General features: G+C 34.2%; 23 protein-coding genes. 14 read left to right on the top strand and 9 right to left on the bottom strand.

The features are described 5' to 3' along the window. The first annotated feature begins 9 nt into the window (after positions 1–9). The 9 genes from VFS71_RS16645 (at position 10) to VFS71_RS16605 (ending at position 8,973) form a co-directional block, all read left to right on the top strand. A complete protein-coding gene (locus VFS71_RS16645; RefSeq protein WP_326402698.1) occupies positions 10–1,101 on the top strand; it encodes a sensor histidine kinase in 1,092 nt (363 codons plus the stop codon). A 199-nt stretch (positions 1,102–1,300) separates the two neighbouring features. Further along, positions 1,301–2,617, top strand: a complete 1,317-nt coding sequence (locus VFS71_RS16640) for a porin (protein ID WP_326402696.1) — start codon at positions 1,301–1,303, stop codon at positions 2,615–2,617. Between the two features lie 30 nt (positions 2,618–2,647). Beyond that, on the top strand, positions 2,648–3,481 hold the full coding sequence (locus tag VFS71_RS16635; protein ID WP_326402694.1) for a PstS family phosphate ABC transporter substrate-binding protein: 834 nt from the start codon (positions 2,648–2,650) through the stop codon (positions 3,479–3,481). Between the two features lie 80 nt (positions 3,482–3,561). Next, the gene (gene pstC / locus VFS71_RS16630) at positions 3,562–4,803 is read left to right on the top strand and encodes a phosphate ABC transporter permease subunit PstC (RefSeq protein WP_326402692.1); all 1,242 of its coding nucleotides are present in this window, start codon (positions 3,562–3,564) and stop codon (positions 4,801–4,803) included. Positions 4,804–4,805: 2 nt separating this feature from the next. Then, positions 4,806–5,750 (top strand): phosphate ABC transporter permease PstA, encoded by a 945-nt coding sequence (gene pstA / locus VFS71_RS16625; protein ID WP_326402690.1) that lies wholly within the window; start codon positions 4,806–4,808, stop codon positions 5,748–5,750. 49 nt (positions 5,751–5,799) lie between these two features. After that, on the top strand, positions 5,800–6,558 hold the full coding sequence (gene pstB / locus VFS71_RS16620; protein WP_326402689.1) for a phosphate ABC transporter ATP-binding protein PstB: 759 nt from the start codon (positions 5,800–5,802) through the stop codon (positions 6,556–6,558). A 100-nt stretch (positions 6,559–6,658) separates the two neighbouring features. Then, positions 6,659–7,339: a phosphate signaling complex protein PhoU gene (phoU, locus tag VFS71_RS16615; protein WP_326402687.1), complete on the top strand. Its 681-nt coding sequence runs from the start codon at positions 6,659–6,661 to the stop codon at positions 7,337–7,339. Between the two features lie 510 nt (positions 7,340–7,849). Next, complete coding sequence (locus VFS71_RS16610; RefSeq protein ID WP_326402686.1) at positions 7,850–8,422, top strand: hypothetical protein; 573 nt, start codon at positions 7,850–7,852, stop codon at positions 8,420–8,422. Between the two features lie 191 nt (positions 8,423–8,613). Beyond that, a complete protein-coding gene (locus VFS71_RS16605) occupies positions 8,614–8,973 on the top strand; it encodes a hypothetical protein (RefSeq protein ID WP_326402684.1) in 360 nt (119 codons plus the stop codon). A 326-nt stretch (positions 8,974–9,299) separates the two neighbouring features. Here the strand turns inward: VFS71_RS16605 and VFS71_RS16600 are convergent, their stop codons facing one another. The 5 genes from VFS71_RS16600 to VFS71_RS16580 form a co-directional block, all read right to left on the bottom strand. Continuing rightward, entirely contained in the window at positions 9,300–10,361 is a 1,062-nt protein-coding gene (locus VFS71_RS16600) for a glycosyltransferase family protein (protein WP_326402683.1), read from the bottom strand. 191 nt (positions 10,362–10,552) lie between these two features. Beyond that, positions 10,553–11,212 carry a hypothetical protein gene (locus tag VFS71_RS16595; protein ID WP_326402682.1) on the bottom strand — a complete coding sequence of 220 codons (660 nt, stop codon included), beginning with the start codon at positions 11,210–11,212 and terminating at the stop codon, positions 10,553–10,555. A 66-nt stretch (positions 11,213–11,278) separates the two neighbouring features. Next, entirely contained in the window at positions 11,279–14,710 is a 3,432-nt protein-coding gene (locus tag VFS71_RS16590) for a hypothetical protein (protein WP_326402681.1), read from the bottom strand. Positions 14,711–14,907: 197 nt separating this feature from the next. Then, positions 14,908–16,164: an aspartate kinase gene (locus tag VFS71_RS16585; RefSeq protein WP_326402680.1), complete on the bottom strand. Its 1,257-nt coding sequence runs from the start codon at positions 16,162–16,164 to the stop codon at positions 14,908–14,910. 64 nt (positions 16,165–16,228) lie between these two features. Then, positions 16,229–16,711 carry a GNAT family N-acetyltransferase gene (locus VFS71_RS16580; protein ID WP_326402678.1) on the bottom strand — a complete coding sequence of 161 codons (483 nt, stop codon included), beginning with the start codon at positions 16,709–16,711 and terminating at the stop codon, positions 16,229–16,231. A gap of 170 nt (positions 16,712–16,881) precedes the next feature. Here VFS71_RS16580 and fbp point away from each other — a divergent pair, with 170 nt between their 5' ends. Beyond that, the gene (gene fbp, locus VFS71_RS16575; protein WP_326402677.1) at positions 16,882–17,901 is read left to right on the top strand and encodes a class 1 fructose-bisphosphatase; all 1,020 of its coding nucleotides are present in this window, start codon (positions 16,882–16,884) and stop codon (positions 17,899–17,901) included. 56 nt (positions 17,902–17,957) lie between these two features. Here fbp and VFS71_RS16570 read toward each other — a convergent pair whose 3' ends face one another. Further along, positions 17,958–18,389: a TerB family tellurite resistance protein gene (locus VFS71_RS16570; RefSeq protein WP_326402676.1), complete on the bottom strand. Its 432-nt coding sequence runs from the start codon at positions 18,387–18,389 to the stop codon at positions 17,958–17,960. Positions 18,390–18,576: 187 nt separating this feature from the next. Between VFS71_RS16570 and VFS71_RS16565 the strand changes: the two genes are divergently transcribed. The 3 genes from VFS71_RS16565 to VFS71_RS16555 all read left to right on the top strand — a co-directional run bounded on the left by VFS71_RS16565 (position 18,577) and on the right by VFS71_RS16555 (position 21,401). Then, positions 18,577–19,170 carry a HupE/UreJ family protein gene (locus VFS71_RS16565; protein WP_326402710.1) on the top strand — a complete coding sequence of 198 codons (594 nt, stop codon included), beginning with the start codon at positions 18,577–18,579 and terminating at the stop codon, positions 19,168–19,170. Positions 19,171–19,178: 8 nt separating this feature from the next. Next, on the top strand, positions 19,179–19,610 hold the full coding sequence (locus VFS71_RS16560; RefSeq protein WP_173503438.1) for a deoxycytidylate deaminase: 432 nt from the start codon (positions 19,179–19,181) through the stop codon (positions 19,608–19,610). Between the two features lie 195 nt (positions 19,611–19,805). After that, positions 19,806–21,401, top strand: coding sequence for a S41 family peptidase (locus tag VFS71_RS16555; RefSeq protein WP_326402675.1), 1,596 nt, complete (start codon positions 19,806–19,808; stop codon positions 21,399–21,401). A 23-nt stretch (positions 21,402–21,424) separates the two neighbouring features. On the opposite strand, the gene VFS71_RS16550 is transcribed toward VFS71_RS16555, so the two are convergent. From VFS71_RS16550 to VFS71_RS16540, 3 genes are all read right to left on the bottom strand, one after another. Beyond that, a complete protein-coding gene (locus VFS71_RS16550) occupies positions 21,425–22,033 on the bottom strand; it encodes an FAD-dependent oxidoreductase (RefSeq protein WP_326402674.1) in 609 nt (202 codons plus the stop codon). 2 nt (positions 22,034–22,035) lie between these two features. Further along, on the bottom strand, positions 22,036–22,239 hold the full coding sequence (locus VFS71_RS16545) for a hypothetical protein (protein WP_077378243.1): 204 nt from the start codon (positions 22,237–22,239) through the stop codon (positions 22,036–22,038). 127 nt (positions 22,240–22,366) lie between these two features. After that, positions 22,367–22,945, bottom strand: a complete 579-nt coding sequence (locus VFS71_RS16540) for a MarC family protein (protein WP_326402673.1) — start codon at positions 22,943–22,945, stop codon at positions 22,367–22,369. 385 nt (positions 22,946–23,330) lie between these two features. On the opposite strand from VFS71_RS16540, the gene VFS71_RS16535 reads away from it, so the two are divergent. After that, a complete protein-coding gene (locus VFS71_RS16535) occupies positions 23,331–23,903 on the top strand; it encodes a DUF3109 family protein (protein ID WP_326402672.1) in 573 nt (190 codons plus the stop codon). Positions 23,904–24,161 lie beyond the last annotated feature (258 nt).

Genomic DNA, 24,161 nt, shown 5'->3' with positions numbered 1-24,161 from the left:
AAATTAATAATGAAAATCAATTTCAAAAAAAGTTACAAGTTTGCTATAAAATCAGCTTTGTATATCAGTTTATTTGTGTCAGGATTTTGCATGATTCTATCTGTAATACTGTTCAGATCTTCTTTTGTGAACATGTTGTTGTTTGGTTTTATTAGCTTGTTTTTTGTTTATGTGTTTTCATTTTTTGTTTTGCAATACCGAGTGGAGCGATTTATTTACCGAAGAGTAAAGAAAATTTACGATGATGTGGCACTATTGGAATCGAGTACATTTATCAATAAGCCCATTACAACAGATATGGAAACGTTAACACGGGAAGTAAAAAAGTTTGCCACTGATAAAAAGCTGGAAATCGAAATGCTTCAAATACGTGAAGAGTATAGAAGAGAGTTTTTAGGGAATGTTTCACATGAGCTTAAAACTCCATTATTTACGGTTCAAGGTTATTTGTCAACTCTTATTGATGGCGCTATGGATGACAAATCCATTAGAAAAAAATACTTGAAACGTGCTGAAAAAGGAGTAGAGCGATTGATTTATATCGTAGAAGATTTGGATATGATTACCAAATTGGAATCTGGGGATTTGAATCTTGACTTTACAAAATTCGATATCGTAAAACTGATTCAGAATGTTTTCGATTTGTTGGAAATGAAAGCTGATAAAAAGAATATCACTTTGGCATTCGAAAATGATAATATTCAACCCATTTTTGTAAATGGTGACAAAGACAAAATCCAGCAAGTAGTCGAGAATTTGATTGTAAACTCCATAAAATATGGAAAAGAAGGCGGTTTGACCGAAGTTTCGATTGTGAATTTAACCAATAAAAAAGTATTGGTTCGGGTTACCGATAATGGAGAAGGAATTGAGCCTCAAAATATACCAAGACTTTTTGAGCGATTTTATAGAGTGGACAAAAGCGGTTCCCGTACCGAAGGAGGTTCAGGTTTAGGACTTTCCATAGTAAAACATATTATTGAAGCTCACAAAGAGAAAATTTATGTTGAAAGTGAGTTTGGAATTGGTTCTGAGTTTTCTTTTACACTCGAAAAGACATACATTACGGATCAATTTGGGTTAAAAAAGAAATTAAATTAAACATTTGTTAACTTTAAAAGAATATTTGTAAGTGGCTGACTGTCAATTTAAATTGAATTTAAAGCAGGAAAATACTATCTATATTTGGTTAAGAAAAACCCCATTAACATTAAATTATCATCTAAATAACATTGCGTTAACTTTAACTTAACATTGCAGTATCACCTTTGCTGCAAATTAACATTCATATTAAAAGAAAATGAAAAAAGTTATAGTTGCAATAATGATATCAATTTGTGGTATAGTTAATGCTCAGGAAGTTGAAAATGACTCAATTAAAAAAGTTAGTATTGATTCATTGACAGCAATTGTCAATGAGCATTCAATGAAATTAGCTGGTTATGAAGAAAAGTTTTCGGGTTTGGAAACAATTGCTAATGAGTTGAACAAGATCAAAGTTTCAGGTTATATCCAGGCTCAATATGAAGCGTATGATACTTGGTCGTCTGACGGGACTATACATGGTATTCCGGTAAGCGGTTCTACTTCATATGAAGATAATTCATTTTACATTAGAAGAGCAAGGATTAAATTTACTTATAAGCCTGTCGAGGGTGTGAACTTTGTTTTGCAACCAAATTTTGAAGTACATCAAGTTACTTTAAAAGATGCTTATGTGCAGTTGAATGACCGTTGGCTTAACACATTCTCTTTATGGGTTGGACAGTTTAACAGGCCTACTTATGAAATAGAATATTCTTCAGCATCAAGAGAATTTGCAGAAAGAACTTTGATGACAAGAACGCTTTATCCAACTGAAAGGGATCAAGGAGCTAAATTAGAGGCTGATTTTGTTACTCAGTACAACTTTCCTTTAAAATTACAATTCGCTATACTTAATGGTAACTTTGGAGAAGGATCATTGGCAAGCCAAGCAAAAGATGTTGATAATGCTAAAGATCTAATGGCTAGAGGTGTTTATTCTTTGAAAATGATGAACAACTCATTGGGAATAGATTTTGGAGCTCATACTTATCTTGGAAAAACTACCGTAATTGCTCAAACAACTCCTCCTACAGTATTTTCAGATGTAAACAATAATCCATTTACTCCTAAAGTAGGTGATAAGTTGAATAAAGAATTGTTTGGTGGAGAGGTTCAAGCATACTATGATTTTCTTGGAGGAATGTCTTTAAAAGGAGAGTATATAAGAGGAACTTATTCTGGAACAACAAATGTTGCACAGGTTAATTCACTATTTAATGCTAATAAAGTAAGAAACGTAGAAGGATATTACATTTCATTTGTTAAAAATGTTGGTAAAGTCAATACAGCTTCTATCAGATATGATGTTTTTGATCCAAATACTAAAATGTCTGGAGATGCCGTTACAAGCGCAGGTGACTTGAGATACAATACTTGGACTTATGCATGGCAATATTTCTTCAATGATAACATTAAAATAATGGCTTGTTACCTTATGCCATTAAATGAAAAATCTCAAAATGCCGGTGCTGATTTTAAAAATGACAAGCACGACAATACATTCACTCTTAGAGTACAAGCTAGATTCTAAATTTAAAACACGATTTAAATAAATTAAAATATGAAAACTACTAAATTAAAAATTGCAGGGATTTTATTAGTCATAATGACAATAGGATTTTCTTTTACAATGGTAAATAAAGTTACTATTAAAGGTTCGGATACAATGGTTATTTTGTCCCAAAAATGGGCAGAAGTTTATATGAAGAAAAATCCTGGAGCTTCTATCCAAGTTACTGGAGGTGGTTCTGGGGTAGGTTTGGCCGCGTTGATTAACGGATCAACTGATATTGCTAATTCAAGTCGTCCTATCAAACCTTCTGAAGTTGAAAAATTGAAAGCAAGGTATAACACACTTGGAGTTGAGATTCCTTGTGCCAAAGATGGTTTGTCTGTTTATTTGAATAAAGCTAATCCAGTTACGGCACTTACTTTAAAGCAAATTGGACAAATTTTTGCTGGAAAAATTACGAACTGGAAAGATGTTGGCGGTCCAGATGCTCCGATTAAATTATACGGAAGAGAAAGTAGTTCAGGAACTTTTGGTTTCTTTAAAGACAATGTTGTAAAAACTGATTTTTCACCATCTTGCCAAACATTGCCTGGAACAGCTGCAATTGTAAATGCTGTTAAAAAAGACAAGTATTCAATTGGTTATGGTGGAGCAGCCTATGCTGAAGGAGTAAAAGATTGTGCCGTGAAGAAAGACGACAAAAGTCCTGGAATTTTGCCAACAGCGGCAACAATTAAAAATCATACTTACCCAATTACAAGATACTTGTATATGTACTTGAAATCAAGACCAACAGGAGAGACCAAAGCGTTTATTGATTGGGTTTTAAGTGCCGAAGGTCAGGCAATTATTGCTGAAGTAGGTTATTATCCTTTAAAGTAATTTGAAGTAAAATATCCCTCATTTTAAATTGAAGTGAGGGATATTTATGTTTATTCTATACGAATTCCTAAATAAATAAAATGGATTCCCAATTACCAATCAAACAAAGTTTCACTAAAGAAAGTTTAAAGAAGCAATTCAGGCTTTCTGAGTTTCTGGCCGAAAAAATTATATCGTCAATTGCTTTTTTATCAATAGCAATTATTTTTCTGATTTTCATTTTTGTTTTCAAAGAGTCATTACCATTATTTAGTTTAGGAAGTGATGCTAAAGCAAAAACAGAAGCTCAAGTAACAACTGCAAATAAACCGGAATCTTACGGTGCATCTTCGGAAGAGTTGAAGCCTGAAGCATATGGAACAGAAACCGTAGAAGATTTAAAACCAGAATCTTACGGTACAGAAACAAAAGAAGAATTAAAACCAGAGACATATGGTTCTGACACCGCAGCAAAAGATGATTTAAAACCGGAAAGCTACGGAGACACTCCAAAAGAAGATCTTAGTGTCGCACCGGCGGATGAAATGATGAATGCGGAATCCCAAAATCAAGAGGGATCGGATAAAACTTGGAGCACTTTTTTCAGTACTGAGTGGGTTCCCGTTTCCGATAATCCTAGATTTGGATTAATTGGTTTGTTAATAGGAACTTTAAAAGTGACTATTATTGCCATGCTAATTGCTGGTCCATTGGCCGTATTGGCAGCATTGTTTACTTCTTGTTTTGCATCCAAAAGAGTCAAAGAAATCATAAAACCTATTATCGAAATGCTTGCTGCTTTTCCATCGGTGGTTATCGGTTTTTTTGCATTGATGGTATTGGCCAGTTTTTTTCAGGATGTGTTTGGATATGATTCTAGATTAAATGCTTTCATCGGTGGCGTCGCAATGGCTTTGGCTGCTATTCCAATTATTTATACAATTTCAGAAGATGCATTGGCGTCGGTTCCAAAGACTTATACCGAAGCGAGTCTTGCATTGGGAGCCAGTAAGTGGCAAACTGCTTTTTTTGTGGTTTTGCCGGCAGCTACGCCAGGTATTTTTGCGGCATTATTGCTTGGAGTTGGAAGAGTTTTCGGGGAAACAATGATCGCATTGATGGCAACCGGAAATGCAGCTTTACTTTCTGCTAATCCTTTTGAAAGCGTGCGTACGTTTGCTGCGACAATTGGTTCTGAAATGGCCGAAACTGTATTTGGAGAGACTCATTACAGTGTTTTGTTCTTTATCGGGTCATTACTTTTCATTTTCTCTTTCGCATTAAATGCGGTGGCTGAGTTTTATGTAAAGGGTAAATTATTGAAAAAATTCCAAGGAAAATAATTATGGAAAAAGTTATAAATGAATCAGAAAATCACTTTTTTTCCAGTAAAAAAAGTACTTCGGAAATAAAAGGAAAGATTTTCATTGGTATTACTCAATTAGCCGTAATCCTTATTATTGCTATTCTTTTTATCATTTTAGGGATTATCGTTTATGAAGGAAGAACCAAATTCTCTTGGGAATTTATATCTACTTTTCCAACAAATGGTATGACAGAGGGAGGAATTTTTCCTGCCTTGATAGGTACTTTTATCTTAGTGATTGTTATGTCTATAGCGGCGGTTCCTTTTGGGACAATTACCGCACTTTATTTAACGGAATATGCCAGTGAAAATTCCAAATTTGCAGCAGCGGTACGATTCTCGGTTCGTACGTTGGCGGTAGTGCCATCGATTATATTTGGTCTTTTTGGTCTTGGATTTTTTATCCAATTCTTGGGAGCTGGTGCTGATACTGTTTTTAATGGAGGACAATTGCGATGGGGACAACCTAATATTCTTTGGGCGAGTTTAACAATGTCTTTGTTGACTTTGCCTGTTATCATTGTTTCTGTTGAAGAATCCTTGAAAACAATTCCTCGTGAATTAAGGGAAGCCAGTTTGGCTCTTGGTGCAACCAAATGGCAGACTATCAGAAAAGTGGTGCTTCCGGAATCTGTTTCTGGGATTATGACAGGAACTATTCTTGCCGTGAGTAGAGGAGCCGGTGAGGTTGCTCCAATATTGTTTACGGGAGCGGCCTATTATTTGGCTACATTGCCAGGTTCTTTGAGTGATCAATTTATGAATTTGGGTTACCATGTTTATATTATGTCAACTCAATCTTCCGATGTGGAAAAGACGATGCCAATACAGTTTGCCACAACTTTAGTGTTGTTGATTTTGACACTTTCACTAAACGTTGTTGCCGTAATTATTAGATCAAGAATTAGAAGAAGAGCAAAATAATACTTAGTTCAACTAAATAGATTATTAGTTTAGACTTAACAAATAAGCAATGAAAGACATAAAAATAAAAGTTAATGATTTGTCATTATACTATGGTGAAAAAAAGGCATTGAATGAAATCACAATGGATATTCCAGCCAACAAAGTGACTGCTCTGATTGGGCCTTCAGGTTGTGGAAAATCTACTTTTTTGAGATGCATCAACAGAATGAATGACTTGATTCCTAGTGTTTCAATCACAGGACAAATGTTGGTGGAAGAAGTTGATATCTATGATAAAAATGTGGATGTAGTTAATATCCGCAAAAAGATTGGGATGGTTTTCCAAAAGTCAAACCCTTTTCCTAAATCTATTTATGAAAATATTGCTTATGGACCTCGTATTAACGGGATAAATAGTAAAGCAGAATTGGATGAGATTGTTGAAAAGTCACTGCGTCAAGCCGCTATTTGGGATGAGTTGAAAGATCGTCTGGAAGATTCGGCATTAGGACTTTCAGGGGGGCAACAGCAACGTTTGTGTATCGGAAGAACATTGGCGGTAAGTCCTGATATTATTTTGATGGATGAACCTGCAAGTGCCTTGGATCCTATCTCTACTTCAAAAATTGAAGAGTTGATACATGAGTTAAAGGAACAATACACGATCATTATTGTGACTCATAATATGCAACAAGCGGCCAGAACGAGTGATCATACAGCCTTTTTTTACATGGGGAATTTAATAGAAATGGGGAAAACAAATTCTATTTTTACCAAACCAATGCAAAAACAAACGGAAGATTATATTACAGGAAGATTTGGTTAATGGTTTTAAGTATATTAGTTTTGGTATGATAGTTGATTTTAAGCTATCAAATTTTTAGACTATTAAATTTATAAACTTCTACAATTTTAAATAAAATAAAATGGCAACACATTTCGAAATGGAACTAGATAATTTAAAAAGTATTATTAAAAAAATCGGAAAATTGGCTGAAGGCCAAGTCAGCGAAGCTGTTAAAATACTTTTGCAAGAACCGGAAGCCGCTGAAGGAAAAATTATAAAAAAAACCGAAAATAAAATTGATAAACTGGATGTCAAAATTGATGAGATTTGTCAAAGTATTTTTGCCTTGAAACAGCCTGTTGCTTCTGATTTACGTTTTATTATGTCAGCAATGCAAATCAGTAATGAGATTGAGCGAATAGGAGATTTGTCAATCAGTATCATGAAAAAAGCTAAAAACATTAAGGAAAAACACGATTTGATTGTGAAGTTCGATATTGGTGATATTGGTAGACAAGTTGAATTAATTACAGCTAAAACCAACAAATGTTTTGTTGAGCAAGACGGTAAAGCTACCGGAGAGATATTTGTTTTAAACAAGGATATTAGAAACAGTTGTGAAGATGCAATTCATGATATTATCAATGAAATGAAGGTGAATTCCAAAGCTGTTGTTTCAGGAACCAATTTGGTGATTGTTTTAAAACATTTGGAACGTATTTCTGAGCATTGTACGAATATCGCGGAGTATGTTTATTTTACGGTTAATGCTAAAATTATCAAGCATGATAAATTTGAGGATTTAAGATCTGAGGAATAGTTTTTCTTTCAGAATTTAAAATTTATAAATTGTAAAAAGTCGGAACATTTGTTTGTTCCGACTTTTTTGTTTTCAGGTATTCTGAAATAGTAAATCACTAGTCAGAAGATTGTATCAAGTATTAAGAAGCTTACATCATGCATTCTGAAGTGCGTGTCAGGGGTTCAGAAGCATGTAACAGGTATTCCGAAGTTCGTATCAGGCACAGGGAAGACCGTAACAGGGAGACGGAAGCTGGTGTTAGGGCGTTAGTTTTCATTTGAATACGCTATTTTACTGAGCGGAGCGTAAAAACAGTTGCAACAAACAGAATTTACACTTTGTAGTAATTATTTTCTATATTTGGGAAAAGCTATAACGAGGCATTTATCAGACCAAGCTAACCAGATTAGGTGGATTGGAATAATTTTATCAGACCTATATACAAGTTGTAGTCAATGCAAGCGACCGCGCAAAACCACATTATAAAAAATACTGTTGAAATTTAGCTTAACTAATAAATTGGAAAAAATGATTAGAATTACATTAACTTTTCTAGCTCTTTGTTTAACACTTTTCACTTTTGGTCAGGGAAAGAATCAGGAAAAATGGGAGAAAGTTATTTCAGAAATGACCAAAGTAAATGAAGGGGACACCATTAGTTTAAGGTCAAAAGACATTTTAGAATGGTCTGATTTTAAAATGTTACCTGAATTAAACAAAGATTTGAATGCTCATATAGAATTGACATTTGGCGTTTTTACCAAAAAAGTAAATGTTTGGACGGGAGTTATTACCGTTGAATCATATGGAGGAATTAGAAGGGATTTATCGTGGGTTAATTCACTACGTAAATCGCAGCAACTTTTAAATTATCTTCAATTGAAATATGAGATTGCACATTTTTTTGCAAAACAATCAGAAAAAGAGATTAATAGTAGAAAAATAAATGCAGGAAATGTAAATAAAATTAACGGAATTATAGAGACACATTTAAATGCCCGAGATAAAGCGCTTAATGAGTTTGATATAGAGTCTAATTTTGGCAATAATGCTGAAGTTATTGATAAATGGAAACAGAAACTCCATAATAACGAAATTTAAAATGCACTGCCTACAACTGCTACTACAACGGATTTGGGCAATAGGCTTAATGGAAAGTTGGTTTTGTATTTGGGATGATTTGCTTCGCCTGTTCGCTATCGCTTGGGTGGCAAATCCGAATAATGGGCTTAATTTAGTCTCGAACCCACTGTAGTACGAGAACATTATATGCAACCTTAAAAACGACTAAGATGAAATTGATATTTTTCACCTCAATTATACTTCTTTCTAAAATCTTAAATGCTCAGGTAAAAATTTCATTGAAAAACAATACTGGAGAAAGGATTGATTCTCTTAAGGTTGAAAATATGTTTGTAGGGACAATTGAAAAAGATTCTACAAAAATTGTAACATTTCAAAGCATTGTTTGTGATAGTGGAATTCCAATAATTGGTCTTTCAGGGAATATAGGTATTACAAAGTATAAAAAAGAGAATTTTCTCATTTGCGGAACTTTTCTGAAGACCATAACTGAGGCTGAATATAAAAGGAATATTATTTTGCTTCCTATTGGGAATGGGAACAATATTTTAATAGCTACCGAAAAATAATTACTGGCTATAACAGCTATTACAACGGATTTAGGCAATAGGCTTAATGGAAAGTTGGTTTTGTATTTGGGATGTTTTGCTTCGCCTGTTCGCTATCGCTCGGGTGGTAAATCTGAAAATAAGGCTTAATTTAATTCCAGACTGTTTGAGGTAAGGGACATAGATATAGTCTGACGAAACTTTATAACAGCAAAAAAACAAAATATCTCCCTTTAGCCCCGTTTGCAGTGAAAATCCTTATAAGCCGGGGTTCGGCTTATAAGATTGTAACGGAAAGCGGGACGATGTTGCCTAAAAAGCCAAATGTTTCTGCTTCAAAATTAGCCTTAAAAAACTTTAAATAACTCTTCCCAGTTTACAGTACTGTCCAATTGTGGAAGTCCTTTGAATTGCTCTATTTGAGAAAGATTTTCAATTCTAAAATTGTCTTGGGTTGCATAGGGAACTAAACCTTCATTTTGCAGTTTTTCGGCCAGATAGATTTGTTCATATTGCCCAGGAGTGGGAATGAAAAAGGCTTTTTTGTTGAGCTTAACCAAATCCATAATTGTAGTGTAACCTGAACGGCAAAGTACTTTTTCGCTTTCGTTGAAGGTTTGTTCCAATTGACGGGTTTTCATGAAATTATAATAGGTCACATTTCCTATCTGTTCCTTTTTTTGTTCGTTTTCGATAATACCTTTTACGAAAACTACTTTTCCGTCATACCGTTTTACCTCTTCGGTAAGATGGGCTTCCAGTAATCCGCGTTGTGGTTCCGGTCCGGACAGAATAATCATTAATTCATATTGAATCGGTAATGCCATTTTGTGCATGCGGCTCAATGGACCAAGATATCTTAAGTTTAGAGAGTTGTTTTCTAGATGTCCCAGTTTTCCTGTTAGGTTCAATTGACTATTTACATCTGGCACCCAGCAGGCATTGTATTTTTTGATAATGTATTGGTGTAATTTACTGGTAAACCAAGTAGTGTTTCCAGTCATGACATTTAATTGATGAGTGATAAATACCGACGGAATTTTGTTGCTAATAACCCCCAATCGATTATCGGATATGATTCCGTCTATTCCATGTTTCTGGATCCATTTGTTTACAATTCTTTTTTCTTCCCGGATTGCTTCTAGCATTTTAGGAAGGTTTTTCATCAGTTTCCATTTGAAATTTTTACCGTTTTTGGCATATTCAATTTGGTAGGAAGGCAATTCTAGGGTTTTTAAATAAGGAAATTCTTTTTTAAGTAACTCAAGGGCAATTCCATCTGATGCAATTATTGGGGTAAAATTATTTTCCTGTAATGCTTTAATAATAGGAATGCAACGGGTAGCATGACCCAGTCCCCAATTTAATGGGGCTATCAAAATAGTTTTATTTTCGGAATTTAAATTCATGTGTCAGTCTTACAGTTTAGTTGTAAGGCGAAAGATACTGGATGCTTTGTTTTTTAATGTTTGCAATGTATTACTAAAAGATTAATTAAATAAGCTGAGATTTTTTATGCTAAAGTACTATTGAAAATCGATAGTAAACAAAAAAGGCTAACCAATTTTGGATAGCCTTTGTGTTATTTGAAAAAACAAGTTTATTGTTTGATATAAGTTTTATTTCCGTTTGAATTAATATAGTATTTGCCTCCTTGTGGGCCAGTATATACTTTCTTGCCATTGTATTCTCCAGTTACTTTATCAGCAGTTTTTACGGCTGTTTTGGATTTGTCTGTGGTTTTGGCAACTTCTTTTTTGGTGTCTTTTTTGACATCTTTGGTTGTTTTATCGACTGTGGCTTTCGAATCTTTGACCGCTTTATCCGTTGTTTTTTTAGCGTCTTTTGTTGTTTTGTCAGCAGTTGCTTTCGAATCTTTGGTTACTTTATCGGTTGTTTTTTTAGCTTCTTTTGTTGTTTTTTCGACAGTCGCTTTCGAATCATTGGCTACTTTATCCGTTGTTTTTTTAGTGTCTTTTTTTGTTTTTTCGGCGGTCGCTTTCGAATCTTTAGCTACTTTGTCCGTAGTTTTTTTGGTGTCTTTTTTAGCTTTATCAGCAGTTGTTTTGGATTCCTTAGCTACTTTATCAGTAGTTTTTTTAGTGCTTTTTGTTGCTTTTTCTGTAGTTGTTTTTTCTGCAGTTTTAGTGGTTTGTCCGTAAAAAGTATTGGATACAATAAATAGGAAGCTTAATAACAATAATTTTTTACTCAAGTTTATCAGTTTGCTTTTTTTGTTTTCGTGAATCTGCGATTTCATATCAATTTAGTTTTTAGATTAAACCTAAATTTACTACTTTATTTTTTAATATTGGATTTAAAACAATTAAAAATAAGCTCTTAGCTCCACGCTTCCAGTATGAATAGCATCGCTGGTTTCGCTTTTTCGGCCTTGGTATACAAAATTTAAATCCAAAAACTTGGTTAAATTCATTTGAAACAGCGTTCTCCAGGTTACATTTTGTCCTCTTTGCAATCCTTCTAACATTTGGTATCCGGCAGAAGAAAATTCGTTGCCAACAAAGTCATTTTCATACAAAGAGATTTCTCCGTTCACGTTAAACTTAGAATTGCCAATGTAACTAAAGGAAGTGCCAAAACGATTTTGGGTTAAAGTATCTAAGCTGCCAATTTGATTCTCCTTGTTGATGTATTCATAAAAAAGATCTAAGCTCACGTTCTTGGAGAAAAGGTAACTGATTTTTGGAATCCATAAATAGCCTTCAATAGTATAATTTTTTTCTGCAAATGTTTGTGATTCTGTTGCAGTTTGAATGGTTTTGGCCAATATGTCAAATAGCCAGCTTTTTTGTAATAAGTGTTGGTATTGCAGTTGATGGAAACTATTTTTGTTTTGGATGGTTCCAATGGACAACAGGTTTTGGGTTTCGTTTTTGGTAAAAGTGTAGGTGACCGAATTGTCTCTTTTTCCTCTATTGTATGATAAGCTATTGGTAAAGATTTTGATAAGTCCCAAAATGTCTTCAGAAGATAATTCAAATGGATTCAGAGCCAAATGTTCTCCGTTATTTTTAATCTTTCGATCCATAATAAAGGAAGTCTGCATATAAAAATAGGACAGCATTTTCTTGAATGAACTGCTATTTTGCCAAACTATAGGATTGATTATAAAAGACTGTGAGAATCTGTTTTGGTTGGTTTTAATGTAAGTTTGATTCGGCAGAAAGATTCGGGTATAGGTTGCCAAATCTGAAAAAGGGGCGATTTCAAATTCCTCCAAATCTTTTATTCCATTGCCGTTGTAATCATTCCAGGTATATTTTCCCTGTCCAGCGGGAACTTCCACATAGGTGTAATCCTGAAAAGGCATGGTTCCAGAATTGGTTTCGTAAAGCGTATTGCTTTGAACAAGTTTATTGAAAAACTGGTCGTTGTATAGCATTTTTGCATTTAGCGAAGGCGTTGTTTTTAAAGAGGGGTCGGTGTAGTTTAATTGTCTGTAGTTTATGAACAATGATAAATCACGACTTTCAGTTTGAAATAATTTGGTTTGCAAATTATAACTGTTTGAAGTGTTTACTCTTTGCAGCAATCCGTTTTGAACACTATCGTTTACTCTTTTTACATATCCCAATTGGACATAAACTTTGGTGCTGTCGCCATGACCTGCATATATTCCGTATTCCGAAAAGCGTTGGCTTAACAAAGAGAATTGCTTGGTAGCTTTATTTTTTTCTTGATTGTCTTCAAAACGGAGCGTACTGCCAATCCAGTCTTTTTTGGAATTGTAGCGAACATGCGAAAAGTTTCTCAAGAATTTTGTGGTGTTTTCCAAATCATCACTTTTTAAATAACTTCCATCGGTTTTAATGTTCCAATGGTCAAATTCAAATCCTGCGTTGAGGTTGTTTTTTATACCTGAGTAAGTATTCGAAAGTGCTAGTTTCTGAAAAGCATAAGTAATTGTTGCAACTTTTGTAGAGTCTTTACTTGGGATTAAATTAAAATTCAAACCTGTACCCAATAAGCTCTGGTCTCCAGTAGTTGTTGTATTCACATTCCAATCTCGGTAGAATTCGATGCTGTTGATACGTTCTACGGGTTTGAATTCGGCTTCTATGCCTTGATAATTGAAGAAAGCATCAACATTCCATTTTTTGGAATACAATCGTTGTTTGGCGTTAATCTCGCCCGACAATCCTTGGTTGTTATTGTCGTCTATTGTTGAGAATAAGTTTTTATCACTGTTGCTGACGGCCAGTTCAAAATCGACAGCCGTTTTTTCTGAAGGGTTGTATTTCCCGAAGAAAGTGGCTACTTGTGATTTTATGGGAGCAACCAATTGTATGACGGGTTCGTAGTTTCCTTGTGGTACTCCATTTACGGGAGCTATATATTCAAATATTTTGTCCACGCTGGTAGGATTTGTCAATATGTAATTTCCTTTGGCTTGACCGATTAAAGTAAATTGAACATTGTACAATTCATCATCGGGGTTTGTGGAATATTCATAAATAGTTGAAGTGCCAAGGATGGCTTTTTTATACTGTATTTTTTTTTCGTCATAGGTGTCAGGAACGGCTGATGGAGCAATCATTAAGTTCGAATTATCTCCGGCGTTCGCCAAAATTTGAGCCTGTTCACTAGAAAGATTTTGCTGAACGGGTTGGTTTTTCAAATCATTTTCAGAATATACAGCGGCACCAAAATTCCATTTCTTATCGGTGTAACTTCCACCATCATAGGTGATGAATCTGGTGTAATTGTTCTCGGAATATTGGTATTCGACCACAATTCGCATCTCGGAAGTAATGGGGAACTGAGAATTAAACACGATTTCCCCCGAATTATAATCGATAATGTAGTCGAAGTTTTCGCCTCTTTTTAATAAAACACCATTGACATAAACCCGCTCCGAACCAATGATGACCAAAACATATAATTCACCATTTTGTCCAACCAATTTATACGGACCTTGATTACCTTCCTGTCCTTTGAAATTACTGCTGGCATAATTTCCTGTAACCAATCCGCCCGATGCAAAAACATTGGTCTTGCTCTCTTCATTTCCAAAATTGACCGTTGCAGATAATCCCTGAATTTTTTTGTTGAAAGTAAGGAAACGCGTAGTGTTGTTGCCAATGAAGACATCGCCGGCACGAACATTCCAACTGTCGGTAAAAAGCTCCATGAAAATGTTGTCATACTGATTCAGCCGTTGCGAATAACTTCCTTCCTGAACGGGAATGTTAGTGTCTTGAATCGAAGCTCGAATACTGACTTTTTCGGATATTTTTCCCGTGATGTGAAAGTCTAGATTTGAATTGACCACCGCATTTTGATTGTTGCCAATAGTGACACCCCTAGAAAGACTTCCTGTTGCTAAAATACCATCAAAAGGAATGTTTTTTGGAGCCGAAATATTCTCCATTTTGTATAAATTCTGATTAGTGGCATCGTTGTCAATGATTTTGCTGCTGTCGTAAATAGTATATTCTTTGGTTAAAATATCCGGTAGTTTTAGATAATAAACCGTTAGGGAGTCAGTAGGAGAGAGGGTTTTGTTTTTGAATAAAAGATAACCCTTGGGAAAGTCGATTTGGTATAAAGTACTGTCGATGACTTGGTTTTTGGAATCCAAAATTTTGAAAAAACTGGAGTTGATGCTTACGGATTCCAAATGGATGGTGTCGGTTGTAAAGGCTATTTTTTTGGTAGTGTAAGTCGAATCTATTTCTTGAGCCTGAAGCCCAGAAAAATAAAAAATGATAACCCAAAATAATACCTTTTTTAGCATAAACAGTATAACTCCAAAGTGTCAAAAATAGTGTTTATTATTTTTATAATGTGTTAATTAGTCGATGTCCCAATTCGAGATATTGAAAATGATTTTAAGGATTGAATTTTAGATAATAAGGCACATTAAAAAATAAAAAAATGGAAGCCAAATTCTCAGCTTCCATTTTTAAGGTTAATCAGTTTTTTGGTAATGTATTAATTCTCTTTTGTTACAATTTGCATTGTTTCCCTGCTCACTTGTTTCAGCAGCACCGTTTTGTTTTCTTCAACCGTTTGAGCGGCGTTTTCATTAAAATGTCTAATGGTATATAAAGTAACATTTTCAGTAAAATCTACTTTGAATTTTTTGGAAAGAATTGCATTCAATTCATTGAAATTTCCAAATTTATCTTCCACACAAACCGAAAAACTAATCGCAGAATTCTGTATTAAGTTTACTTTTAGTTTGAATTGGTGAAATAAACCAAATATTTCACTGATGTTTTCTTCCATGATGAAAGAGAAGTCTATTGAAGATAATGAAATCAACAATTGGTTTCTTTTTACAATGAAACAAGGTAAATACGGTTCCAAATCCACTCCTTTGGAAACTGCAGTTCCTTTCAATAATGGATTGATAAACGATTTTACATACAATGGAATTTCCTTTTTCTGTAAAGGTTGCAATGTTTTTGGGTGAATAACAGATGCACCATAAAATGCCAATTCAATAGCTTCACGATAAGAAATTTGATTCAGCAAGCTTGCATTTTCAAAATATCTTGGGTCGGCATTCATTACTCCGGGTACGTCTTTCCAGATGGTTACGCTTTCGGCATTTAGACAATAAGCAAAGATTGCAGCAGTATAATCCGAACCTTCACGGCCTAAAGTGGTAGTAAAATTGTTTTCATCAGACCCCAGGAATCCTTGAGTGATGTTCAAAATTTTACGTTTAATGTTGTTGGAAATGTTTTTTTGCGTCAATTCCCAATCTACTTCCGCATCTCTATAAGTCGAATCTGTTTTAACAAAATTTCTAACGTCCAACCATTGTGTTTGAATACCTTTGAAAGCCATAAAATGACTTAAAATTGTAGTCGAAATCAATTCTCCGAAGCTTACGATTTGGTCGTAAACAAAATTGTAATTTGGTGATTTATTATGGGCTAGGAAATATTCTAAATCAGCAAACTGATCATTAACTGCCGCAAAAACTTCATTTGTATCATCTTCAAATAAATCCAACAAGATTTGATTGTGGTATTTTTTCACTTCCTGCACCGATGAATTCAATTCTGGAGATTTGTCAAAATAATTTTTGATAACCTCTTCCAAAGCATTAGTTGTTTTTCCCATTGCCGAAACAATCACTAACACATCCTCATAACCCACTTGTTGCAAAACGTCATAAACGTTTTTGATACCGGCTGCATCTTTTACGGAAGCACCACCAAATTTAAATACCCTCATTTTTATTCAGATTTTAGATTTCAGATTTTGGAATTTCTCCAAAACGAAATCATATTTTATTTTTTTAATTTTTTAATTTGTTGTCCAAAAAATAGTTAATTGCATTTTCATCCATTTGTGCAACTCTCCATTCATCCAATACTTTGGCTCCCGATTTTTCATAAAAATCAATTGCCGGTGTGTTCCAGTCCAAGACGTTCCAATCGATTCTACGGACCTGATCTTTTTTGGCTTGTTTGATAATTTCTGAATACAAAGCATATCCCAATCCGGTTCCGCGCATACTATCTTTAACTACTAAATCTTCCAAATGGATTGTTTTTCCTTTCCAAGTAGAGTATCGGTAATAATACAAGGCGATGCCCACAATTTCATTTTCAACCTCGGCAACAAAAACCTGAAACAAAGGATTTGTGCCAAAACCATCACGAACCAAATCTTCTTCGGTAATCAAAACGGCATCTGGCTCATTTTCGAACACTGCCAGCTCCTTAATTAATGCCAAAACACCATGCATGTCCTCTTTTTTTCCTTTGCGTATTTTCATGATTTCGTATTATTATTCTTGAATTCTATTAAAAAATAGTCAAATAGCAACTAGTTTTTGTGGAATATGTAGCAAATATACAATACTGATAAACTATCTACGTATTATTCTTTTCAATTTCACAAAAAAAACGATATTTGTGACTTCAAACTAACTACATCGATTTCGTAATGGAAGAAAGAAACAAGACACTAGGGGAATTTATTATTGAAAACCAAAAAGCATTTCAGTATTCATCAGGTGAATTATCCAGGATCATAAACTCAATTCGGTTGGCTGCCAAAGTAGTCAATTACAAAGTAAACAAAGCTGGATTGGTAGATATTGTGGGAGCCGTGGGTGAACAAAACATTCAGGGTGAAGATCAGCAAAAATTGGATGTGTATGCCAATGAGATTTTTATCCAAACTTTAATCAACCGCGAAATTGTTTGTGGTATTGCTTCGGAAGAAAATGACGATTTTATTACTGTTGAAGGAAGCGATAGCAGTCATAACAATAAATACGTGCTTTTGATGGATCCGTTAGATGGTTCGTCTAATATTGATGTGAACGTTTCGGTAGGAACTATTTTCTCTGTTTATAGAAGAGTAACGCCTATAGGAACTCCAGTTACACTAGAAGATTTTTTACAACCTGGGACTCAACAAGTGGCTGCTGGTTATGTAATTTATGGAACATCGACGATGCTTGTGTACACAACTGGTCATGGCGTAAACGGATTTACATTGAATCCTGCTATTGGAACATTTTATCTTTCACACCCTAATATGAAATTCTCAGAAGACGGAAATATATATTCCATCAATGAGGGGAATTATGTTCATTTCCCACAAGGCGTGAAGGACTATATTAAATATTGTCAGTTGGAAGAAGAAGATCGTCCTTACACTTCTCGTTACATAGGAAGTTTAGTTGCCGATATTCATAGAAATATGATCAAAGGAGGAATTTATATTTATCCAACAAGTTCCAAAGCTCCAAAAGGGAAGTTGCGTTTGTTGTACGAATGTAATCCTATGGCATTTATTGTTGAACAGGCTGGAGGAAAAGCTTCGGATGGTTTTGATAGAATAATGGAAATCCAACCTACAGAATTACACGAAAGAGTGCCTTTCTTTTGCGGTAGCATAAAAATGGTTGAAAAAGCGGAAGAGTTTATGCATAAAGCAAAACTTAGTAAATATTAAACCGAGTAAAAACCAAATATTAAACCAAAAAATAGCTCCCATTTCGGGAGCTATTTTTATTTGTACATATTTTTCATTTCGTAGATAAAAGTGTCGAGATCTACATGTTTGTCAACCAATTTGAGTGCTTTGTCCACAATATAATTCACGTTGGCAGGAGTAAACCCTAGAGCTAATGCAAATTTAATCATTAAGTGTTCTTGCAGATCTCCCAGTTGATGGTCTCGGCGAACTATTCTCGCTAGTTTGTGTAGGCTTTCCAGTCTTTCAATGTATAAGTATGGTGCGTTGATTGGATATTTGTTAGGGTCTTTTAAAATCTCTTTGTATTCTTCTTCTGAAATTTCAAGATCTACAGCTAGTTTGTCCAGAAATTTTTGTTCTTGTTCTGTAATATTTCCGCCAGCATAGGCTACACGCACAATGGCTGAAAAATGACCTTTGTTTGCTTGGTTGAATTCGCTGCTAAATAAATCTGAGAATGGCATAATTGTGGTGTTTAAGGTTTGACATAAAGATAATTAATTTTTCACTAATGATTTTTGTTTTTAATGACTTTTTTGTACGATTGACCTCTATTTTTTATTTTTTTTGAAGAATGATTTTTTATTCAAATATTCCATTTTCAAAATTAATCGTAAGTTTACAACCCCATATCAAATTAATTAATTTATGATGTCAGAATTTTTGATTTACTTTCAAATAGGATTGAAACACGTACTGAATATACATTCCTATGATCATGTTTTATTTTTAATTGCGTTATCTGTTCCTTTCTCTTTCAATGACTGGAAAAGAATTTTGCTTTTGGTAACTGTGTTTACTTTGGGACATACAACAGCATTGTTTCTTTCCGTTTTTGGAATTATTTCAGTTAAAGTAAATGTGGTAGAATTACTCATCCCGATTACAATATTAATAACGGCTCTATATAATTTGTTTACAGCAGGTAAATCAGGTAAAAATGATAGTGTCAATTTAGTTTTTATAATAACACTTTTCTTTGGAATCATTCATGGATTGGGTTTTTCTAATTATTTTAAAACCATATTAGGAGGAAGTCCAAGTTCGAAGTTATTGCCAATGGCCGAATTTGCATTAGGAATCGAAGCCGCTCAAATTGTAGTAGTGATTGTTGTGCTTATTTTGTCGTATATTGTACAAACGGTATTTCGTTTTTCAAAACGCGATTGGACATTAGTGATGTCGGCATTTATAATTGGGGTAGTGTTGCCTATGATTCTGGAAAGTGAAATCTGGAAAAGATAATTCAAAATATGAACAAAATAAAATTGAATAAATACGACAAAGCCTATCTTAGAATAGCTACAGAATGGGGTTTGTTGTCTTATTGCCAAAGAAAAAAAGTAGGAGCCATTATTGTAAAAGACCGCATGATTATTTCGGACGGGTATAATGGAACACCTTCAGGTTTTGAAAACTGTTGTGAAGACGAAGAAGGTTTGACGCGTTGGGATGTTCTTCATGCTGAAGCAAATGCAATATTGAAAGTGGCCAGATCAACTCAATCCTGCGAAGGGGCGACTTTATACATCACGCTTTCGCCTTGTAAGGAATGCAGTAAATTGATTCATCAATCGGGGATAAAAAGAGTGGTGTATCACAATGGATACCGAGATGATTCTGGAATACAATTTTTAATGAAAGCAGGCATAGAAGTAGAACATATTCCCGTTTTGGAAGATTAGTAAAACAGACTTAGTTTAAAATTTTGGAGCAGAAAGATTTGGTATATTTGTAAATATCATCCCGCTATCCGTTGCAATCTCTCTCGTTGAAAAAACGAGAGAGGATTTCTACTGCTATCGGGGCTAGAAGGAGACATTTAGCTTTTTTGCAATCATTCAAAAAAAAGAGTAGTAATCAAACTCAGATTAGGAAAAATGAAATTCGACAACAAATATTTACCCATACTTATTGGGGGCATTTTTGCCCTTGGAATTTTTATAGGTAGTTTGTCTGGTTCGCCTTCGTCTAAATCTTTCATGGCCAAAAAGAATACCAAGGAAAAACTCAACAAACTGATTGATTTCATTGATAGCGAATATGTAGATGATGTCAATACTGATTCTATTGTGAGTCTTACCGTGAATAATATTTTGGCAAAATTAGATCCTCATTCAGTTTATATTCCACCAAAAGAGCAAGCCGAGATAGCCGAGACTATGAAAGGTGATTTTGTAGGGATTGGGATTAATTTTTATATGTTTAAAGACTCTTTGGCTATTATAAATCCAGTTAAAAATGGGCCTTCAGCAAAAGCGGGAATCAAAGCGGGAGATCGTATTTTGTATGCTGATAAAACCAAATTATTTGGTCGAAAATTGCCTAATGACAGTTTGTTTGCCACGCTAAAAGGAGCGGCAGGTTCACAAATTGAATTGACGGTTTACAGAAAATCTGAACACAAGAAAATGAAGGTAACCATAAAGCGTGATGTTATTCCGTTGAAAAGTGTTGATGTAGCAATGCTTTTGGATAACACTACAGGTTATATCAAAATTAATCGTTTTGCCGAAACGACTTCTGATGAGTTTAAAAAAGGTTTGGCATCTTTGAAAAAACAAGGTGTAAAAACGCTAGTAATTGATGTTCGGGATAATGGTGGAGGTTATATGGAAGAGGCTATTGCCATTGCCGATGAGTTTTTGAAAGACAAAGAATTAATTGTTTTTACCAAAAGCAAAAAAGAGCCAACAGAAAAAACATATGCCACAGAACAAGGTAGTTTTGAAACGGGTAATGTATTTGTTTTGATTAACGAAAATAGTGCTTCGGCAAGTGAGATTTTGGCTGGAGCCATACAGGACAATGATCGCGGAATTATTGTGGGAAGACGATCATTTGGTAAAGGATTAGTACAACGCGAAATGGATTTTAATGATGGTTCGGCTGTTCGATTAACCATTGCAAGGTATTATACTCCAACAGGAAGATCCATTCAAAAGCCTTATTCCAAAGGAAATGAGGAGTATTTTAAAGAGTCAGATTCTCGTTTCTTGCACGGCGAGCTGTATAAAAAAGACAGCATAAAAGTGGTTGATTCTCTTAGGTTTAAAACCAAAAAAGGTAAAATTGTTTATGGTGGTGGTGGAATTGTACCCGATGTTTTTGTGCCTTTGGAAGCGGAACACGGAGCAGAAAATGTTTCGTATTTATTACAGTCAGGAATCGTTGGGCATTTTGTTTTTGAAGAATTAGACAAAGACAGAAATGCATTTGCCAAATTGACTTTCGAACAATTTAAAATAAAAATCAACACTACCGATTTGTATTTTAATGCTTTTCAGAAATACCTTTCTCAAAACGGATTGGAAGTTAATTTAGACAACTATAAACCATTGGTAAAAAGATATGTCAATGCAGAGTTTGCAAGACAATTATTTGGCGACACTTATTATTATGAAATGGTTTTGAAAGAAGATGCCATGATAAAAGCGGTCTTGAAGCAAAATTCAAAACTTCAAACTGTAAAGTAAATTTAATAAGTATAAAAAGTAGTTTATTTTCTAATGCTATCGTGAGAATGAGTCTGAATTCCCTCGTTCCATAAAGTAAGTAAATCTGTAGCGACTGCGGCACCACTTCCTGCAGCAATAGTCAATTGGCTTCGCCAGCCTGCGAGAGTTCCTATAACATAAATTCCATCGGCTACTTTATGGTCAATATTTTTTAGCTGAATCCTTTGTTTTTCGGGTAGGGCTTTTTTATGCGGTTCCACAAACTGCATTAAACCCTCGATAGCAAAAGTATTGGCTGAACCAATGCCAATTACAATAGTAGCAGTTTTGTAAGTATTTTTGTTTGTAACAACTGTAAATTCGGGATAGTGGCCTTCGATTTTCAATACTTTTTCCTCAGGGATTTGAAGAATATGGGGATAAGTGTTGGATAAATGATCGATGCTTTCAATTAGTAATTCCGAACCTAATTTTCCTGGAGGAATTCCGTAAGCATTGTTGAAAAGGGCCTCTTGAAGAGATGAAGTCTTTTGATGCGTAAGAATTCCGATTTTCTTAGACGAAACAAATGATTTGTTTTTGGCAGAACCCAGTACCATGGCGCATGATATTCCGGAAACGCCGCCGCCTATAATTAATACGTCAAACACAGTTATGCGTTATCGTTCATTTTTTCAACTATTTTTTTAGACATTCTAAAAATAAGAAGAATTAATACTGCACAAAATGAAGCGACTACACCAACGAACGCCACTACGCTATCTCCTTTAAATGGATTTTGAAAATCAATTAAAGTAATGTTGAAAATAAGAAGCGCAACTGCCAAAAGCACTAAGATGTTAGTGAAAATTTTCATAGGTTTAATTTTTTTATAAAAATACCAAAGATTTTTTTGAATCAAATTTTGAAATAAAAATTGCTTAAAATGGGCTGTAATCTTTGACGAATAAAATATTTAGGGGGTAAATTTATAATTTTTTTTTTTAGACAAACAAACCTTTAACATTAGCGGCGAATAATTTAACAGCTATTGCTAAAAGTACTACACCAAAAGTCTTACGAATTACGCCAAGTCCATTTTGTCCTAGCATTTTTTCAATTTTTCCGGATGATTTCAGAACAATATAAACCAATATAATGTTTAATATAATTGCGAGGACAATATTTATGGTGTGAAATTGTGAACGTAAAGAAAGTAAAGTGGTCATTGTTCCCGCTCCGGCAATTAATGGGAATGCCAATGGTACAATTGAGGCAGAACTCGCTTCTTCGTCTCGATAAATACGAATACCTAAAATCATTTCCAAGGCTAAAAAGAATAATACAAAAGAACCCGCTACCGCAAATGAATGAACATCAATTCCTATTAGGCTCAAAAATTCTTCTCCAATAAATAAAAATAATATCATAATCAATCCGGCTACCAAAGCCGCTTTTTCCGATTCGATATGACCATGTTTGGCTCTCAATCCCACTATGATTGGAATAGATCCCACTATATCAATTACGGCGAAAAGTACCATTCCTACAGTTATTATTTGCTTTAAATCAAAATCCATCATAAGTGTTATTTTTTAATGAAAAGTCGGGTGAAAACTTTTTTGAATTTCAAAAATACGGTTATTTTTTCATTTTGAGAATTCTATTATTAAATGATTGAGTGGTCATTTTTTTGCGTTTTATTGAATTATAAACATAGAATTAATCAAAAGTTAAAATAGTTAATTACTTGAAAATCTGTTTTAAATTTGTTAGTGGTTTTAAATGTTGTGCATATGTTGCAAACGTAGTTAGTAATGAAATTCTTGGTTTTGTTGTTTTATTAGGGCAAATTTGGGTAGTAGATTTATGTAAGGAAAATTGTTGCAATGTGTTAATTAGTACAGTTTGTTGGCTTATGTTTTGTGAGTGTTTTTTATTTCTTGAATCTTTGGTTACCTTTGCAAAATGTTTCAACTAGGAAAAACCATCGTATCAGAGGATATACTCGAAAAAGAATTTGTTTGTAATTTGTCAGCTTGCAAAGGGGCTTGTTGTGTCGATGGAGATGCTGGGGCGCCGTTGAGTTTGGCAGAAACAAAAATATTGGAGGAAATATATCCAAAAGTTAAACCGTTTTTAAGAAAACAGGGCATTGAGGCTATAGAAGCTCAAGGGGCTTGGGTAAATGGTGCTGATGGAGATCTTGAAACACCTCTAATTGATAATAAAGATTGTGCCTACGTTATTTTTGACGGGAAAACCGCTCTTTGTGGAATTGAGCAAGCCTATAATCAAGGTATAATAGATTGGAAAAAACCTGTTTCCTGTCATTTGTATCCAATACGAGTTAAAGATTTCACCGAGTTTGCAGCTGTCAATTATGACAAATGGGATATTTGTGACGCAGCCTGTTCTTTAGGGCAAGAACTCGAAGTTCCTGTGTACAAATTTGTCAAAGAAGCCCTTATTCGTCGCTTTGGTGAAGATTGGTATTTGGAACTTGAAAAAGTGGCCGAAGACTTAAAAAAAGGTTTATAAAATCTAACTCTAATTTCTATCTCTGGTCTTTTAAAATTTCTATATTTTACGGGAGTTTACTTCTTTTAGTGATAATTAAAACATTGTTAATCAACATGTTAATTATTTAGTAATAAAATAAGGATTTTTTCTTATTTGTTAAAAACTATGAGGTATTGTGAATAAGTTTGGCTTTTAATAACAACATTAATTCACAATCTTTGTAATTCAAATTTCGCATCTATTTTCAGTATAAAAATCAAAATAAACAAACAAAAT

This window comes from Flavobacterium sp., from assembly GCF_035760125.1.
Classification (GTDB): Bacteria; Bacteroidota; Bacteroidia; order Flavobacteriales; family Flavobacteriaceae; genus Flavobacterium.
This window is presented reverse-complemented; position numbering and strand designations above follow the sequence as displayed.